This window comes from Sandarakinorhabdus sp. DWP1-3-1 (assembly GCF_049896705.1).
In the GTDB taxonomy this organism is placed as follows: domain Bacteria; phylum Pseudomonadota; class Alphaproteobacteria; order Sphingomonadales; family Sphingomonadaceae; genus Sandarakinorhabdus.
In genome coordinates, this window is the sequence record NZ_JAFCUV010000001.1 from 540,083 (window position 1) to 556,289 (window position 16,207).

Below are 16,207 nucleotides of genomic sequence, written 5' to 3' on the forward strand. Positions count from 1 at the left end.
CTTCATCACCTGGCAAGCTGCGGCAGGTGCTGTGCCCCGCACGGGCTCCATACCATAGCGAACGTGTCCGCAAATGGTCTTTTTAGTGGTGCCCCGCGGCGTGCAGGTGCAGGAACTGTGTCACCGCGTGGTTCGCCAGGCTGTCGATGCGGGCGGCATCGGGTTCCGGCGCCAGCGCCAGCATGCGCTTCAGGTGCAGCGAGCCGCGGCACAGGGAGGCGAAGTCCTCGGCCGATGCCTGTGGATCGGTCACGGCGATTTCGCCGGCGGCAGCAGCGGCGGCGATCCAGGCCGCCAGCCGGGCCAGCGCGTTGCCGGGGCCGGCGTCGAAAAACAGGCGGCCGATTTCGGGCCGGCGCCGGGCCTCGGCTGCTACGGCCTGGAACATGCGGATCGCCCAGTCGGAGTTGACGAGGCGGATATAGCCGCGGGCAAAGCCGAGCAACCGCGCCTCGATGTCGGCATCGTCGGCGACCGCGAACATTGCATCGGCGTTGCGCGCACAGCTGTCGGCGACCAGCGCTTCGAACAGCGCCTCCTTGCTGTCGAAATAGCTGTAGAGCGTGCCCTTTGACCCGCCGAGCCGCGCCGCGACCTGCGACATCGAGGCGCCTTCGAAGCCGTGTTCGAGGAAGACCTCCTGTGCGACCAGCAGGATGGCCTCGCGGCGCTGGGCGGCGGCGGGTCGGGGTTTCGGGGCTGGGGCGATCATTACAAAACGGTATCCAAAGCTGGCGTTGACCGGCGGAACACGCAGGCCTAAATGGCACTGACCGTACGGTACGGTCAACTGGATTCGAATCGATGCGCCGTCTGCTGCTTTTAGCGCTGCTGTTGCTGTCGGCCTGTGTCGCGCCTTCGCTCGACGCCGGACGGCAGCCGCGTGCGCCCGAGACACTGGGCGTCGCCAGCCTGAGCGGCGTGGCGGCGGCCTGGCCGGGGCAGGGCTGGTGGCGCAGCTATGGCGATCCGCAGCTCGACGCGCTGATCGCCGAGGCGCTGGCCGGCAGCCCCGATATCGCCGCGGCCGACGCGCGGCTGCACCGGGCGGCGGCGCAGATCGGCCAGGCGCGCGCGGCGACGCTGCCATCGCTGGACGCCAATGGCGCGGTGGCGCTGAACAAGCAGAGCTATAACAACGGCATACCGGCCGAGTTCGTGCCGCGTGGCTACAACGACACCGGCCGCGCCGCGCTCGATTTCGGCTATGAGCTGGATTTCTGGGGCCGCAACCGGTCCGCCGTCCGCGCCGCCACGTCGGACCTGCGCGCTGCCGAGGCCGATCGTGCGTCGGCGGCGCTGATGCTGGCGACGTCGGTGGCGACGACCTATGCCCGGCTGGCGCAACAGACGGCGGACCGCGACGTGGCGGTTGCCTCGATCGGCTTGCGCGAACAGACGCTGGGGCTGGTGCGGCGGCGCGTCCGCGAGGGGCTCGACACCCAGGGCGAGGAGCAATCGGCGCTGGCCGGGGTGGCGGCGGCGCGCGAGGTGCTGGGCGGCATCGACGAGAGCCTGGCGCTGACCCGCAATGCACTGGCCGCGCTGCTCGGCGCCGGCCCCGGTCGCGGCCGGGCCATCACGCCGCCGGCGGTGGTGCGGCTCACGGCCGTCGGCGTGCCGGCGCAGCTCGGCGCCGACCTGATCGGCCGCAAGCCCGAGATCGTCGCGGCACGCTGGCGGGTGGAGGCGGCGGCGCGGCGCATCGGCGTGGCGCGCGCCGATTTCTACCCCAATATCAATCTCGCCGCCTTCATCGGCGTCCAGTCGCTGGGGCTGTCCAATCTCGTTATCGGCGGCTCCGATATCGGCCAGGTCGGCCCCGCCATCCGGCTGCCGATCTTCGACGGCGGCCGCCGCAAGGCCAATCTGCGCGGGGCCGAGGCCGATTATGCGCTGGCGGTGGCGCAGTATGACGGGGCGCTGGTCCAGGCGCTGCAGGATGTCGCCGATGCGGCGACGAGTTCTCGCGCGCTCGCCGGCCGCCTGACGGATGCCCGCGCTGCATTGGCAGCGCAGGAGGAGGCCAACCGCATCGCCCGGCTGCGCTACACCGGCGGCCTCGCCGATTACCAGTCGGTGCTGATCGCCGAGGACAATGTGCTGCAGCGCCGCCGGCTGCTTGCCGACCTGCAGGCGCGGGCGTTCACGCTCGACGTTGCCCTGGTGCGCGCTCTGGGCGGCGGCTATGTCGCGCCCGCCACAATTGCCCGAAACGAGGTGCCGTGATGGCCGATGCCGACCCGATCATGACAGTCGATATGCAGCCGAGGCGGACCAAGGGCGCGGTGCGCAAGCGCCTGTTCACGATCCTGGGGCTGGTCATTCTGGTCGGCGCGATCGGCTACGGCCTTTACTGGTTCCTGATCGGCCGCAACAACGTCACCACCGACAACGCCTATGTCGGCGCCGACAGCGCCCAGGTGGCGCCGCTGACGGCTGCGGCTGTATTGCGGGTGCGGGTGATGGAAACCCAGACGGTCAAGGCCGGCGACGTGCTCGTCGAACTCGATCCGGCCGATGCGCGGGTGGCGCTCGACCAGGCCGAGGCGCAGCTGGCCAGCGCGCGGCGGCGGGTGTCGGGCTATTATGCCAACGATCGCGCGCTCGCGGCGCAGGTGACGGCACGCGGCGCGGATATCGCGGCTGCGGCGGCGCGGGTCGAAAGCGCCGAGTCCGATCTCGCCAAGGCGCGGATCGATCTCGATCGCCGCCAGGCGCTGGCGGCGTCGGGCGCGGTGTCGGGCGAGGAATTGACATCGGTACGCAACCGTCAGGCTGCGGCAGTGGCGGCGCTGGCGACGGCGCGGGCGGCGCGTGCGCAGGCGGTGGCGCAGGTGACGGCGGCACAAGGCAGCCAGGCGGTGGCCACGGCGCTGATCAGCGGCAGCAGCGCAGCGCAGAATCCCGAGGTGCGGGCGGCAGCGGCGGCGGTAACGCGGGCCCGGCTCGATCTCGACCGTACTGTTATCCGGGCGCCGATCGCCGGGGTGGTCGCCCGCAAATCGGTTCAGGTTGGCCAGCGCGTCGCGCCGGGGACGCCGCTGATGACGATCGTGCCGGTGGAAACCGCTTTCGTCGACGCCAATTTCAAGGAAAGCCAGCTGCAGAAGGTCCGCATCGGCCAGCCGGTGACGCTGACGTCGGACCTGTATGGCGGCGATGTCGTCTATCACGGCACGGTGACCGGGCTGGCCGGCGGCACCGGCGCGGCGTTCGCGCTAATCCCGGCGCAGAATGCCACCGGCAATTGGATCAAGGTGGTGCAGCGCCTGCCGGTGCGGATCACGCTGAAGCCCGAGGAATTGCGCGCGCACCCCTTGCGCATCGGCCTGTCGATGGAAGCCGACATCGACATTTCCGGCGCCAACTGACGGCGATGGCGAGCGCCCCCGTCACATTGGGCCCCATGCAGGGCCGCGCGCTGATCGGCGCGGGCGCCTTGCTGGCGCTCGCCAACTTCATGGTGGTGCTCGATACCACCATCGCCAACGTCTCGGTGCCGTCGATCTCGGGCGCGCTGGCGGTGTCGCCGTCGCAGGGCACCTGGGTCATCACCTCCTATTCGGTGGCGGAGGCGATCACCGTACCGCTGACCGGCTGGCTGGCGATGCGGTTCGGCACGGTGCGGGTGTTCTGTGTCGCCATGGCGGGCTTTGCGCTGTTTTCGTTTTTGTGCGGCATCGCGCCATCATTGGGCGTGTTGGTGGCGTTCCGCGTTGCGCAAGGGGTGTGCGGCGGCCCGATGATCCCGCTGTCCCAGGCGCTGCTGCTGCGGGTGTTCCCGCCCGAAAAAGCAGGCATGGCGATCGGGCTATGGGCGATGACGACCGTCGTAGCGCCGGTGGCGGGGCCGATCCTCGGCGGCATGATTTCGGACAATTTCCACTGGTCGTGGATATTCTTCATCAACGTGCCGGTCGCGGTGACCTGCGCCTTTTTCTCGTGGCGCACCTTCCGCAGCCGCGAGACGCCGGTGGCGCGCCGGCCGGTGGACTATATCGGCCTGTCGCTGCTGGTGCTGTTCGTCGGCGCCATGCAGATCATGCTCGACAAGGGCAAGGAACTCGACTGGTTCGGCTCCCCGGTGATCGTCGTGCTGGCGCTGATCGCGGTTGTCGGCTTCATCGCGTTTTTGATCTGGGAGCTGACCGCCGAGGATCCCATCGTCAACCTCCGCATCTTCCGGCACCGGGGCTTTGCCGTCGGCGCGGTGACGCTGTCGCTGACGTTCGGCGCCTATTTCGCCAGCATCATCCTCATCCCGCTCTGGCTGCAGACCAGCATGGGCTATACCGCGACCTGGGCCGGCTATGCGACGGCGGGCGGGTTCCTCGCCATCATCATGTCGCCGGTGGCGGCGCAGCTGGTCGGCAAGGTCGATCCGCGCATATTGACGTCGGGGGGCATCATCTGGTTCGCCATGGTCACCTTCTGGCGCGCCGATTTCACCACCAGCATCGATTTCTGGCACATTTTCCTGCCCGCCGTGGTGCTCGGTATCGGGGTGCCGTTCTTCTTCGTGCCGACCACCCGCATCGCGCTGGGCGCCGTGGAGCCGCAGGAAACCGCGGCCGCGGCCGGGCTGTCGAATTTCATGCGGACGACGGCGGCGGCCTTTGCCGCGTCGATCTCGACGACCTATTGGGACACATCGACCAGCAACGCCCGTGACAACCTTGCCGGCGCGCTGAACAACGCGCAGGCGCAGATCGACGCGCTGGTGGCCCAGGGGCTGACCGCCGGCCAGGCGCTGGCCCAGCTCGATGCCATGGTGCAGATGCAGGCGGTAATGCTGGCGACCGACCGGGTGTTCATGGTCACCGGCTTCATGTTCCTGCTGACAGGGTTTTTCATATGGCTGGCGCCGCGGCCCAGGGTGATGACCGACACCCCGGCGCATTGACCCTCAGACAAGAGCCGCCGATCGCCCCGCGATGCGGCCGAGCGTGATTGCCGAGCCGAGGCCCATCGCCGGCAGATAACCCCAATAGGAGGGCCCCGACACGCCGCGCGCCGCGCCGCCGGCGGCGAACAGGTTGGCAAAGCCGCTGCCATCGTCGCGCAGCACCCGGGCATCGGCGTCGATCTGCAGGCCGCCCTGCGTATGGTAGATGGCGCCGCCGACCTTGACGGCGTGATAGGGCGGCAGCGGCGGGGTCTGCCAGTCGCGGCCGAAGGGGTCGGGGCTGGTGGCGGTCAGCGTCGCCGCGACGGTGGCGGCGTCGGCACCGATGATCGCGGCGAGCGCGGCGGCATCGCCGGCGATGCGGATCGCGCCGGTATCGCGCAGCGCCTGGACTTCGAGCGTATAGGCACAAAGCTCTTCGATGCGGGCGTCGAAGACCACCCAGGCGATGCCGTCCGGCTGCGCCATGACCGGGTGGACCATGCCGGCGATATCGGCGGTTTCATCGACGAAGCGGCGGCCGTCGCGGTTCACCAGCACGCCGCCTTCGACGAGGGTGCCCGGCGGCACGGTGATGCCGTGGGGATCGGCGAGCATCGCATAGCCCTGGTAGCTGCCCATGTCGCCCAGCGCCGCGCCGAGTGCCGCGCCGAGGCGGATGCCGTCGCCGCGATTGCCCTCATGACCGTTGTGGCAGGCGGTGGCCGCCTCGGGCATGTGTTTGGCGACCATGTCGTGATTGGCTGCGAAACCACCGGAGGCGAGGACCAGCGCGCCGCAGCCGATGGGCTCGCGGCTGCCATCGGGGCGTTCGACGGTGATGCCGGTGACCCGGTCGCCATCGGCATGGATGTCGACGAGCCGCGCCTGCAGAAGCACGTCGACGCCGCGTTCCGCCAGGCGCTGGTGGAGCAATTGCACCATGTCGTCGCCGCCATGGCCGGGCCAGCCGTGCATGCGCTGGCGGCTGTGGCCATAGACGGCGCGAAAGCCGGTATCGAGCGCGAAGGGATAGCCGATGGTCTCGGTAAGCCATTCGCAGCAGGGGCCGGAGCCGTCGGCGATGGCGCGGGCGATGACCGGGTCGGCCTGGCCGCGGGTCTTGGCCATGATGTCGGCGAACAGTGTGTCGGCGCTGTCTTCGATGCCGAGTGCACGTTGCTGGGCGGTGCCGGCGGCGCACATCAACCCTTGCGACATCGATGTGGTGCCGGCGGCGCGGGCGTCCTGTTCGATGAGCAGGACCTCGGCGCCGGCTTCGCGGGCGGCGAGGGCCGCGACCGTGCCGGAGGCGCCGCCGCCGACGATCACGACGGGGACGGTGTATTCATAGAGCTGCATGGTGGGCCTGCGGTCGGGTCGGGTGGGGTTTTATCGACCGTCGGCAGGGTTGCGTAAAGTGGGCGGCTGGGGAGGCGGCGAGGGCATGAGCAAAGCCCATGCTGGCGTCGGACGGGTTCGGCGGCGGAACGCCGCCGCCCCGCCGGCCGGGCTTGCGCCTGTCGGCGCGTAGCCGCCGGCTACGCGCGCGCGGCGCTACGCCGCGAACTGATTCATCGTGTTGTGCGCGCCACCGGCCTTGAGCGCCGCCTCGCCTGCGAAATACTCCTTGTGGTCGTCGCCGATGTCCGAACCCGACATGTTCTGGTGCTTCACACAGGCGATGCCCTGGCGGATCTCGGCGCGCTGGACGTTCTTGACGTAGCCCAGCATGCCTTCGGTGCCGAAATATTCCTTGGCGAGGTTGTCGGTCGACAGCGCCGCGGTGTGATAGGTCGGCAGGGTGATCAGGTGGTGGAAGATGCCGGCCCGGGCGGCGGCGTCGCGCTGGAAGGTGCGGATGCGCTCATCGGCTTCGACGGCGAGGTCGGTGGCGTCATAATCAACGCTCATCAACCGGGCGCGGTCGAAGGCGCTGACGTCCTTGCCGGCGGCGACCCAGGCGTCATAGACCTGCTGGCGGAAGTTCAGCGTCCAGTTGAAGCTGGGCGAGTTGTTGTAGACCAGCTTGGCATTGGGAATAACCTCGCGGATGCGGTCGACCATGCCGGCGATCTGCTCAATGTGCGGCTTTTCGGTTTCGATCCACAGCAGGTCGGCGCCGTTCTGCAGGCTGGTTATGCAATCGAGCACGCAGCGGTCCTCGCCGGAACCGGCGCGGAACTGGAACAGGTTCGACGGCAGGCGCTTCGGCCGCAGCAGCTTGCCGTCGCGATTGAGGATGACATCGCCGTTGCGGGCTGTCGCGGGGTCGATCTCCTCGCAATCGAGGAAGCTGTTGTACTGGTCGCCGATGTCGCCCGGCTCCTTCGACACGGCGATCTGCTTGGTCAGGCCGGCGCCGAGCGAGTCGGTGCGGGTGACGATGATGCCGTCATCGATACCCAGCTCGAGGAAGGCGTAGCGGCAAGCGCGGACCTTGGCGAGGAAGTCCTCGTGCGGAACGGTGACCTTGCCGTCCTGATGGCCGCATTGCTTTTCGTCGGAAACCTGGTTCTCGATCTGCAGCGCGCAGGCGCCGGCCTCGATCATCTTCTTGGCGAGAAGGTACGTCGCCTCGGCGTTTCCGAAGCCTGCATCGATGTCGGCGATGATCGGCACGACGTGGGTCTGATAGTTGTCGACCGCGGCCAGCAGCTGCTTTTCGCGCATCACGTCACCGGCGGCGCGGGCCGCGTCGATGTCGCGGAACATCATGCCCAGCTCGCGAGCATCGGCCTGTCGCAGGAAGGTGTAAAGCTCCTCGATCAGCGCCGGAACGCTGGTCTTTTCGTGCATCGACTGGTCGGGCAGCGGGCCGAATTCGCTGCGCAGCGCGGCGACCATCCAGCCCGACAGGTACAGGTACCGACGCTCGGTCGAGCCGAAATGCTTCTTGATGGAAATCATCTTCTGCTGGCCGATGAAGCCGTGCCAGCAGCCGAGCGACTGGGTGTAGTTCGCCGGGTCGGCATCATAGGCGGCCATGTCGCGGCGCATGATCGCGGCGGTGTATTTGGCAATCTCGAGGCCGTTCTGGAAACGGTTCTGCAGGCGCATGCGGGCGACGGATTCGGCGCTGATGCCGTCCCAAGTGCCCTTCTGCTTGCCGATGAGCGTGCTGACCTGGTTGATGTGGTCCTGATACGACATGGTTCACCGCCCTATATGACATTCGTGTTGCGACGCGGCGTAGGCGCGTCTCTTTGGTGCAGGAAGCGGCTTCGCAGTTCAGCTGTAAGACTTTACAGGCATTCGTTGTAATGTTGTAAGGACTGCACAGCACGCAGGAGTCGAGCCGTGTCCAACGAACGTCCCGTCTATATGGGGCCGCGCCTGCGCCGGCTGCGCCGCGACCTCGGGCTGACCCAGGCCAACATGGCGACCGACCTCGAGATTTCGTCGTCCTATGTCGCGCTGCTCGAACGCAACCAGCGGCCGTTGACCGCCGACATGCTGCTGCGGCTGGCGCGCATCTACAAGATCGACATGGCCGATCTGGCGCATGATGCTGGCGGCGAACAGACGGCACGGTTGCAGGCGCTGCTGAAGGACCCGATGTTCGGCGACATCGACGTGCCGGCGCTGGAGCTGGCCGATGTCGTCACCGGCTTTCCGGGCGTTACAGAGACACTGTTGCGCCTCTACACCGCCTATCGCGAGGAACATCTGGCGCTTGCTGACCGGGGCGCCGAAACCCGCGACAATGCCCCCGATGCGTCGGACCCGGTGGCGGAGGCGCGGCGCTTCCTGGCGGCGCGGCGCAACAATTTCGCCAGCCTCGACGATGCCGGGGAACGGCTGGCGGCGGCGGTGGCGGAGGCCGGGGGGCTGGCGGCGTATCTCAAGGCTCGTCACCGGCTGCGGGTGCGGCGGTTGCCGTCGGACGTCATGGGCGGTGCGATGCGCCGCTATGACCGGCACCGCGACCAGGTGCTGCTCGACGAGACGCTCGACACCGCCAGCCAGACATTCCAACTGGCGGTGCAGCTCGCCTATCTCGAGATGCGCGGCGAGATCGATGCCGAGCTGGGCCGCGGCGGCTTTGCCACCGAAAGCGGCGGTCGCCTGGCGCACAAGGCGCTCGCCAGCTACGCAGCGGCCGCGGTGCTGATGCCCTATACCGCCTTTGCGCAGGCGGCGGAGTCGCGGCGCTATGACGTCGAGAAACTGGCGCGGCAGTTCGGCGCCAGTTTCGAGCAGACGGCGCATCGGCTGACGACGCTGCAAAAGCCCGGCGACGAGCGGGTGCCGTTCTTTTTCATCCGGGTCGACCAGGCCGGCAATGTGTCCAAGCGTCTGGATGGTGCCGGCTTCCCCTTCGCCCGCCACGGCGGCGGTTGTCCTTTGTGGTCGGTGCACCAGGTGTTTCGCCGGCCGCGCGAGATCGTCACGCAATGGCTGGAGCTTCCCGACGGCCAGCGGTTCTTCTCGATATCACGGACAGTGACGGCGGGTGGCGGTGCCTATGGCTCGCTGCGCGTCGAGCGTGCGATTGCGCTGGGCTGTGCCGCCGAACACGCCGGGCGGCTGGTCTATACCCAGGATCCCGCGAGCCCGGGGCCGGAGACGGCGACGACGATCGGGGTCGCCTGCCATTTGTGCCATCGGCCGAAGTGCACCGCACGCTCGGCGCCGCCGCTGGGCCGCCCGGTGTTGCCTGACGACTTCCGCCGGGCGAGTGCGCCGTTCGGGTTTTCCGATGTCTAGGGCCGGGGTGGCACCGGGGTGATGATGAAGTCCGGCAGGAGCCTGCGCACCGGCGTGTCCCCCATCGCCGCCACAGCCTTCTGCAGGTCGAAGATGGCGCTTGGCAGCATCTCGAGCCTGTGTTCGCCGGGGTGGTTGGGGGCCTCGCGGGCATAGTCCTGGGCGGGCGTCGCGGTCATCTCGATATGCGCGCCGAGCAGCCGGTGTATCGGATGCGTGTGCGCAAAATCGACGAGGCGGTCGGCGCTGGCGCGAAATTCGGCGAAATGGTTCTCGGGCACGTACAGCCTTCCCGGGTAGAGCATGTCGCCCGAGAGCAGCAGGCGGGTGCGGCGATCATGGACCATGATGTGCGCGTCCTGGTGGCCGGGGGTCGGGATGATGTCGAGCGTGCGGCCGCCGAGGTCGTATGGGGCGATGGTGTCGGGCCAGGCGACGATGCCGAAGAACTTGGCGACCGCTGCCGGGGACAGGCCGACGACCTGCGTGTCGGGTCGGCCGGCGAATTCGGCGTCGCCCTGATGGTGGTCGCCATGGCCGTGGCTGTGCGCGACGACAAGCGGGATGCCCGCGCGGTGGTGGGCGGCGGCCCAGCCGGCGATGAGCGCGTCGATCGTGGGGCGGATCGTCAGCCCGCCGGCGCCGCTGTCGAGCAGCAGGGCGCGGTCGCGGCCGAACAGCAGGTAGAGGAACGGGCCTTCGAAATTGGTGGCGATCGACTGGCGGATGACGAAGGTGTCGGCGTCGATGCGCTGGACCTGCACCCGCGGCTCGGCTGTCGTGGCGTCCATCCAGGGCCGGAACAGCGGTTTCGGCGGCGGCGCCAGCAGGACCAGGGCGATGGCCAGCCCGATCATGCCAGCGTCAACGGTCCGACCAGATAGAACAGCGCCGGTTGCAGCGGTTGGCCAAGCGCCTGCCACAGGAGGGCGGTCTCCTCGAGCGTCAGTATTTCCGCGGCCAGCTGGACATGCTCGTCGGCGGCAATGGCGCCGTGGAGGCCGCGATCGACGACATGGCGGTCGATTGCGGTGCCGTCGAGCAGCGGCGATGCGGCCAGCGCCGTGATGGCGGCACCCAGCTGCAGGCCGATGTCGCCGGCGCCGGTGATCATGTAGTGGAGATCGACGGCGGTGCCGCGTGACAGCGCGGTGCCGGCCCGCGGCAGCGCGTTGCGGGCCCGGCTGCTCGGCGTCACCCGGTACAGGGTCGGCGCGACGCCGGGGCCGATCGGCAGCAGCAGGGCGGTGAGTGCGGCAGTGATGGCGGCGATGGCGCGGCTATCGCTCATGCGACAGACTTCGGGCTGCCGCTCACCCGTCGAAACCGCCGCCGAGGAAGCGTTCGGCGATGGCGGCATGGGCGGCGGCGCCGCGCGCCATGACCTTTTCATCGAGCATCATGCGGTTGCTGTGCAGCCCGCAGCACGCCGTCCAGTCGCTGCCTTCGTGCGAGGCGCCGAGGAAGAACATCGCGCCGGAAGCCTTTTCGAGGACATAGGCGAAATCTTCGCCGCCCATCACCGGGCTGGCCATGGTGCGCCAGGCATCGGCGCCGAACACATCCTCGATCACGCGCTGGCCGAGCGCGACGGCGCGGGCGTCGCAAATCGTCACCGGAAAACCCTGTTCGATGCGGACCTGCGCCGTCGCGCCATGGGCGGCGGCGATACCGGTGACCAGGCGCTCGAGGCCCACGGCGACGTCGGCACGCGTCCGGGCGCTGAGCGTGCGGATGGTGCCCAGCATTTTCGCCGTCTCGGGAATGATGTTGTCGGTGGTGCCGGCCTCGATCTTGCCGATGGTGACGACGGCGGGGTCGAAAACCGAGACGCGGCGGGTGACGAAGCTCTGGATCGCGCCGACGATCTCGCAGGCGATCGGCACCGGGTCGAGCGCGTCATGGGGCATCGAGGCATGGCCGCCGCGGCCGGTAATGGTGACATGCAGGCGATCGGTGGCGGCAAGCAGGGGCCCGGGCCGGCCGCCGAAGACCCCGTGCGGGGCATTGGGCATGACGTGAAGCGCGAAGGCGGCATCGGGCAGCGGGTCGATGAGGCCGTCGTCGAGCATGAAGCGGGCGCCGTGGTGGCCCTCCTCGCCGGGCTGGAACATGAACTGAACGGTGCCGGCGAGCTGCTCGCGCCGGGCACAGAGCAGTTTGGCCGCGCCGACCAGCATCGCCACATGGCTGTCATGGCCGCAGGCGTGCATGGCGCCAGGGGTGGCGGAGCTGAAATCGAGGCCGGTGTCCTCGTGCAGCGGCAGCGCGTCGGTGTCGCCGCGCAGCAGCACGGTGCGACCGTTCTGCGGGCCGGCGAGGGTGGCGATGAGGCCGGTGGTGCTCGGCCCTTCGGTGATGGTCAGCGGCAGGCCGGCGAGGGCGTCGCGGATCTTGGCGGTGGTGCGGGGATTGTGCAGACCCAGTTCGGGCTCGGCATGGATGGCGCGGCGCAGCGCGACGAGGTCGGGCAGTACGGCCAGCGCGTCGGCGTTCCAGTCGATCTTCATGGGGAGACTCCTTGAAGGCGATGCTAGAGCGGGCGCGTTGCCCCGACAACTCGGGCTTGCACTTTCCACCCCGTTGCGACACGCCGCCCCGATGCAGACACAGGAATATGACGCGATCGTCCTTGGTGGCGGCGGGGCCGGGCTGATGTGCGCCGCGGTGGCGGGGCAGGGCGGCAAGCGCGTCCTTGTCGTCGATCATGCCGATGAAGTCGGCAAGAAGATCCTGATTTCGGGCGGCGGGCGGTGCAATTTCACCAATCTGGGCGCGGTGCCGGAACGCTATATCTCGGCCAATCCGCATTTCGCGAAGAGTGCCATGGGTCGCTACACGGCCGCCGACTTCGTGACGCTCGTCGAGAAGTACGGCATTGCCTATCATGAAAAGACGCTGGGCCAGCTGTTCTGCGACGGGAGTGCGAAGCAGATCGTCGCGATGCTGCTCGATGAATGCGCCGCCGGCGGGGTGGCGATCAGCCTCGGGCACGGCATCGGCGCGGTGACGCATGCCGATGGCCGGTTCACCGTGACCTATGGCGACCGCGTGGCGACGGCGCCGGCGCTGGTCATCGCCACCGGCGGGCCGTCGATCCCCAAGATGGGGGCGACCGATTATGCCTATGGCCTGGCGCGGCAGTTCGGGCTGTCGATCGTCGAACCGCGGCCGGCGCTGGTGCCGTTGACGCTGGGTGGTGACGAGACGCTGTTTCGCGACATCTCCGGCGTTGCAGCGGACGTGGTGGCGAAATGCGGCAGGACGGCGTTCCGCGAGGCGGCGCTGTTCACCCATCGCGGCCTGTCGGGGCCGTCGATCCTGCAGATTTCGAGCTATTGGCGGCACGGGCAGCCGATTGCGATCAACTTCCTGCCCGATCACCGTCCCGGCTGGCTCGTCGAGATGAAGCGGCAGCGGCCGCGCAGTTTCCTGAAGGTGGCGCTGGCGGCGGTGCTGCCCGACCGGCTGGCCGACATGCTGTGGCAACGTATCGGTCTGTATGGTGATCTCAACAGCATCACCGATGCCCGATTGGGCGACATCGAGCGGCTGCTGGCGGACTGGCAGTTCCTGCCCAACGGTACCGAGGGGTTCGCCAAGGCCGAAGTGACGGTCGGCGGCATCGCTACCGATGGGCTATCGTCACGCACGCTGGAGGCGCGGAAGGTGCCGGGGCTGTATGCCATCGGGGAGGCGGTGGACGTGACGGGCTGGCTCGGCGGCTACAACTTCCAATGGGCCTGGGCGAGCGGCTGGGCGGCGGGGACGGCGATCGCGGCGGGATAGCCGGTGATGACGATTGCGCGGCATAGCCGCCGATAACGATTGCGCGGCATAGCCGCGACGGCGTCAGTCGAAATGCTCGATGGCGTCGCCCGTGATGGCGACCCAGCCGTGTTTTCGCGATTCATAGACCGAGTAATGCGGCGGCGGGAACGAGGGATCGGCGAAACCGCCGACCGCGACGGCGGTGAGGCCCGGCAGGCCCGTGCTGGCATAGACCAGGGTCGACCCGCATTCGGGGCAGAAGCGGAAGGTTGCGCACGATCCGCTGTCGCCCAGATGCTGCCATTCCCGGAAACTGCCGGCGAGTTCGACCTGTGCATCGGGCCAGCGCGCCTGCAGGGAAAAGGCGCTGCCGCTGCGTCGCTGGCAATTGCGGCAGTGGCAGACAGAGACACGCACGGGCTCGCCGGTGCAGGTGGCGCTGAGCTGCCCGCAGCGACAGGTGGCGGTCCGGATGCTCATCACGCGCAGTCTATGGGGCCGGGCACGCCCGCGGCAAGCCGGTCGTCAATCGATCGGGTTGACCAGATTGGGGCGGCCGAACTCGACGAGTTTTGCCTGTGAACCGCGGAACCAGGCGTCCCAGAAACGTTCCAGAGCCTTCAGCTCGGGTTCGGCGCGATAGCCGTTGTCGGGGAGCAGGGCGCCGCCGATGACATAGATGCGGGCGCCGCCGAAATTGCCGCCGACTTCGGCCTTGGCGACCTTGTCGAGCTCGACCTGGGGGTCGATGCGGCGCAGCTTTTTCCGGGCGTAAAAGCTGGTGACGCCGCTGTTTTCGATCATGTCGGAGACGATGATCACGGTCTTGTCGCGGGCTCGCGACGCCGCGACCCGGACCGACAGTTGCGACAGGCTGGCCAGCACGTCGGACTTGGCAAGGTCGTTGCTGGCGCCGGCGATAGCCTTGTCGACGGTGGCGACGGCGAGGCGGCCGGCATAGGGGGCCTGTTGGGCGAGGCAGGTGTCGAATTTCTTGAGCAGGGCCACCGACACATCGCCGCGGCGCTGCGGCGCGATGCCGGTTTCGACGGTGCCGGAAGACTGGACGGTGGTGGCGCGGCCCTGGGCGAAGGCCGAGAAGGAAGCGATGGTGAAGCGCGTGCCGGGGCGAACCAGGCGGCGGACATTGTCGTCGACGGCGGTCTTGATGTCGGCCGGCAGCGGCGTCGTCTGGTCGATGAAGACAAAGACGTCACGCTGCGGCGCCGGCGCGGCGACGCCGATCGGGATGGCGCGATAACAGCTGGGCACGGCGTTTTCGGCCGCGAGTGCGGGGGTGGCAAGCAGGGCGGCACCAAGCAGCAGGCGGCGCATCAATACAGCCCGGCGAAGCGCGTACGCAGCTGTTCGCGGCGACCGGCGGCGGCGCGGGCGCGCAGGCGTTCCTCGACCAGGTCCTGCATGTGCGCGTCGAGTCCTTCCAGGGTTTCCAGCTTGGCGGCGCTGGTCGGCGCCTTGTCGAGCGCCTCCACCGCGCGATCGACGGCTTCGGTGGCGTTGGGCACCAGCGTCGGGCGGCCGCGGCCACCGGGGCCGCCGGTGCCGGGGTCTGCGGGATCGAGCAGATGGTCGCCGGAGCGGCCGCGCTCCTCGCGCAGGAAATCGACGAAGCTCTTGTGGAATTCGAGCGGGCGATGGGCACCGGCCTCGAGTTTCTGGTGGAGTTTCTGCAGGCGCAGATTGGCGATGTCGATCATCGCCTGGATGCGCGCCCAGTAGCTGGCATAGTCGGCGGCGCCTTCGGTGGCACGATGCGCCTCGGCGCTCTGCAGGCCGACGAAGCCATAGGAATAGCCGACGCGCATGCCGATGAACTGGGTGACGAGGAAGATGGCGCCGAGCAGGGTGAAACCGGTCAGTGCGGCGTTGTGGCGGGCCTCCGCACCGGGTTCGGGAGTGGCGGCGACGGCGGGCGCGGCGGCTTCGCCTTCGGTCGCACCGAAGATCGACGCGGCCGGGGCCGCAGCTTCCTGCTCGATGCTGTTCAGCGTCTCGATGCGCAGCACCGTCGAGCCGATGGCGACGACGAGGATGAAGGCCAGCGCGATCCACACCATGCTGTAGCTGCCGCGATCGCCGGGGCCGGCGGCGATGCGGTTGGCGGCCTGGACATGGTCGGGCTGGTCATCGTCGATCGATTGCGGCTCGTTGAGCTTGACGGTGCGACTGGTGAATTCGCGGCTGTTGTCGACCTGGTGCTCGCGGAACAGCTTGCGCAGCAGGTTTGTACGATAAAGCTGGTGGCCTGCGGCATGGGTCAGCCACAGCAGCACGATGGCCAGCACGGTGACAACGGCGAGCATCAGCAGTGTGCGGGTGTTTTCGGACCCTTCCAGTGCCATCAGTGAGCCGAGCAGATAGGAAAAGCCCAGCGCCTCCAGCCCGATCAGCACCGCGAGCAGTGCGACGATGGCAAAGGGCAGCGGCTTGCGGCCGTGGTCATAGGTCTTGCGCAGATATTCGGCGTGGTTCTCGAACTCGCCGCGCGACAGGGCGGGGACGTGCTTGGCATAGTCGCGGCACAGCGTCTTTTCGACGTTGAGCCAGCCATCGTGCGCCTTGGCATAGTCCGACGAAAAGCGGGCGATCCGGCCAACGACAGGCACGGTGTAGGCGAGGTCGGTGACCCAGAACAGCCGGTGGCGCTGAACGAACACCCACGCCACGAAGGTCGTGAGGATGACCCCGGCGAGCACCCAGCGATGCTCGGCGATCACGCCAAGGATATAGTCCAGCATCTCGAAAACGCCCCGTTCCCCAGCTGTAAAGCCGCGTTACAGTCGGGTTTTCGACGGCAAGAGTCAATTAACCGTGCCG

At 68.4% G+C, this 16,207-nt stretch carries 14 protein-coding genes; 5 read left to right on the forward strand and 9 right to left on the reverse strand.

The features are described 5' to 3' along the window. Positions 1-82: 82 nt before the first annotated feature. Positions 83-712: a TetR/AcrR family transcriptional regulator gene (locus ACP7AI_RS02480; protein ID WP_426163705.1), complete on the reverse strand. Its 630-nt coding sequence runs from the start codon at positions 710-712 to the stop codon at positions 83-85. Between the two features lie 92 nt (positions 713-804). On the opposite strand from ACP7AI_RS02480, the gene ACP7AI_RS02485 reads away from it, so the two are divergent. From ACP7AI_RS02485 to ACP7AI_RS02495, 3 genes are read left to right on the forward strand one after another with little or no spacing between them, the layout of a single operon-like run. Continuing rightward, a complete protein-coding gene (locus ACP7AI_RS02485) occupies positions 805-2,229 on the forward strand; it encodes an efflux transporter outer membrane subunit (protein WP_426163707.1) in 1,425 nt (474 codons plus the stop codon). Next, positions 2,229-3,374 carry an HlyD family efflux transporter periplasmic adaptor subunit gene (locus tag ACP7AI_RS02490; RefSeq protein ID WP_426163709.1) on the forward strand — a complete coding sequence of 382 codons (1,146 nt, stop codon included), beginning with the start codon at positions 2,229-2,231 and terminating at the stop codon, positions 3,372-3,374. The genes ACP7AI_RS02485 and ACP7AI_RS02490 overlap by 1 nt, the downstream gene beginning before the upstream one ends. A gap of 5 nt (positions 3,375-3,379) precedes the next feature. Next, positions 3,380-4,906, forward strand: a complete 1,527-nt coding sequence (locus ACP7AI_RS02495; protein WP_426163711.1) for a DHA2 family efflux MFS transporter permease subunit — start codon at positions 3,380-3,382, stop codon at positions 4,904-4,906. Positions 4,907-4,909: 3 nt separating this feature from the next. Here the strand turns inward: ACP7AI_RS02495 and ACP7AI_RS02500 are convergent, their stop codons facing one another. Next, entirely contained in the window at positions 4,910-6,250 is a 1,341-nt protein-coding gene (locus tag ACP7AI_RS02500; protein ID WP_426163713.1) for an FAD-dependent oxidoreductase, read from the reverse strand. 195 nt (positions 6,251-6,445) lie between these two features. Next, positions 6,446-8,041, reverse strand: coding sequence for an isocitrate lyase (locus ACP7AI_RS02505; protein WP_426163715.1), 1,596 nt, complete (start codon positions 8,039-8,041; stop codon positions 6,446-6,448). A gap of 147 nt (positions 8,042-8,188) precedes the next feature. Here ACP7AI_RS02505 and ACP7AI_RS02510 point away from each other — a divergent pair, with 147 nt between their 5' ends. Continuing rightward, positions 8,189-9,598, forward strand: a complete 1,410-nt coding sequence (locus ACP7AI_RS02510; protein WP_426163717.1) for a helix-turn-helix domain-containing protein — start codon at positions 8,189-8,191, stop codon at positions 9,596-9,598. Here the strand turns inward: ACP7AI_RS02510 and ACP7AI_RS02515 are convergent. Genes ACP7AI_RS02515 through ACP7AI_RS02525 form a run of 3 tightly spaced genes read right to left on the reverse strand, consistent with a single transcriptional unit; the run spans position 9,595 to position 12,108 of the window. Then, positions 9,595-10,455 (reverse strand): MBL fold metallo-hydrolase, encoded by an 861-nt coding sequence (locus tag ACP7AI_RS02515; RefSeq protein ID WP_426163719.1) that lies wholly within the window; start codon positions 10,453-10,455, stop codon positions 9,595-9,597. The genes ACP7AI_RS02510 and ACP7AI_RS02515 overlap by 4 nt on opposite strands. After that, positions 10,452-10,889, reverse strand: coding sequence for a Pvc16 family protein (locus tag ACP7AI_RS02520; RefSeq protein WP_426163721.1), 438 nt, complete (start codon positions 10,887-10,889; stop codon positions 10,452-10,454). The genes ACP7AI_RS02515 and ACP7AI_RS02520 overlap by 4 nt, the downstream gene beginning before the upstream one ends. Before the next feature lie 22 nt (positions 10,890-10,911). Further along, positions 10,912-12,108 (reverse strand): M20 metallopeptidase family protein, encoded by a 1,197-nt coding sequence (locus tag ACP7AI_RS02525; RefSeq protein WP_426163723.1) that lies wholly within the window; start codon positions 12,106-12,108, stop codon positions 10,912-10,914. 91 nt (positions 12,109-12,199) lie between these two features. On the opposite strand from ACP7AI_RS02525, the gene ACP7AI_RS02530 reads away from it, so the two are divergent. Beyond that, the gene (locus ACP7AI_RS02530) at positions 12,200-13,387 is read left to right on the forward strand and encodes an NAD(P)/FAD-dependent oxidoreductase (RefSeq protein WP_426163725.1); all 1,188 of its coding nucleotides are present in this window, start codon (positions 12,200-12,202) and stop codon (positions 13,385-13,387) included. Between the two features lie 63 nt (positions 13,388-13,450). Here the strand turns inward: ACP7AI_RS02530 and ACP7AI_RS02535 are convergent, their stop codons facing one another. The 3 genes from ACP7AI_RS02535 to ACP7AI_RS02545 are packed head-to-tail and all read right to left on the reverse strand — an operon-like array spanning position 13,451 to position 16,128. Continuing rightward, positions 13,451-13,849 (reverse strand): GFA family protein, encoded by a 399-nt coding sequence (locus tag ACP7AI_RS02535; RefSeq protein WP_426163727.1) that lies wholly within the window; start codon positions 13,847-13,849, stop codon positions 13,451-13,453. A gap of 45 nt (positions 13,850-13,894) precedes the next feature. Next, positions 13,895-14,704, reverse strand: a complete 810-nt coding sequence (locus ACP7AI_RS02540; protein WP_426163730.1) for a hypothetical protein — start codon at positions 14,702-14,704, stop codon at positions 13,895-13,897. Next, a complete protein-coding gene (locus ACP7AI_RS02545) occupies positions 14,704-16,128 on the reverse strand; it encodes a hypothetical protein (protein ID WP_426163732.1) in 1,425 nt (474 codons plus the stop codon). The genes ACP7AI_RS02540 and ACP7AI_RS02545 overlap by 1 nt, the downstream gene beginning before the upstream one ends. Positions 16,129-16,207 lie beyond the last annotated feature (79 nt).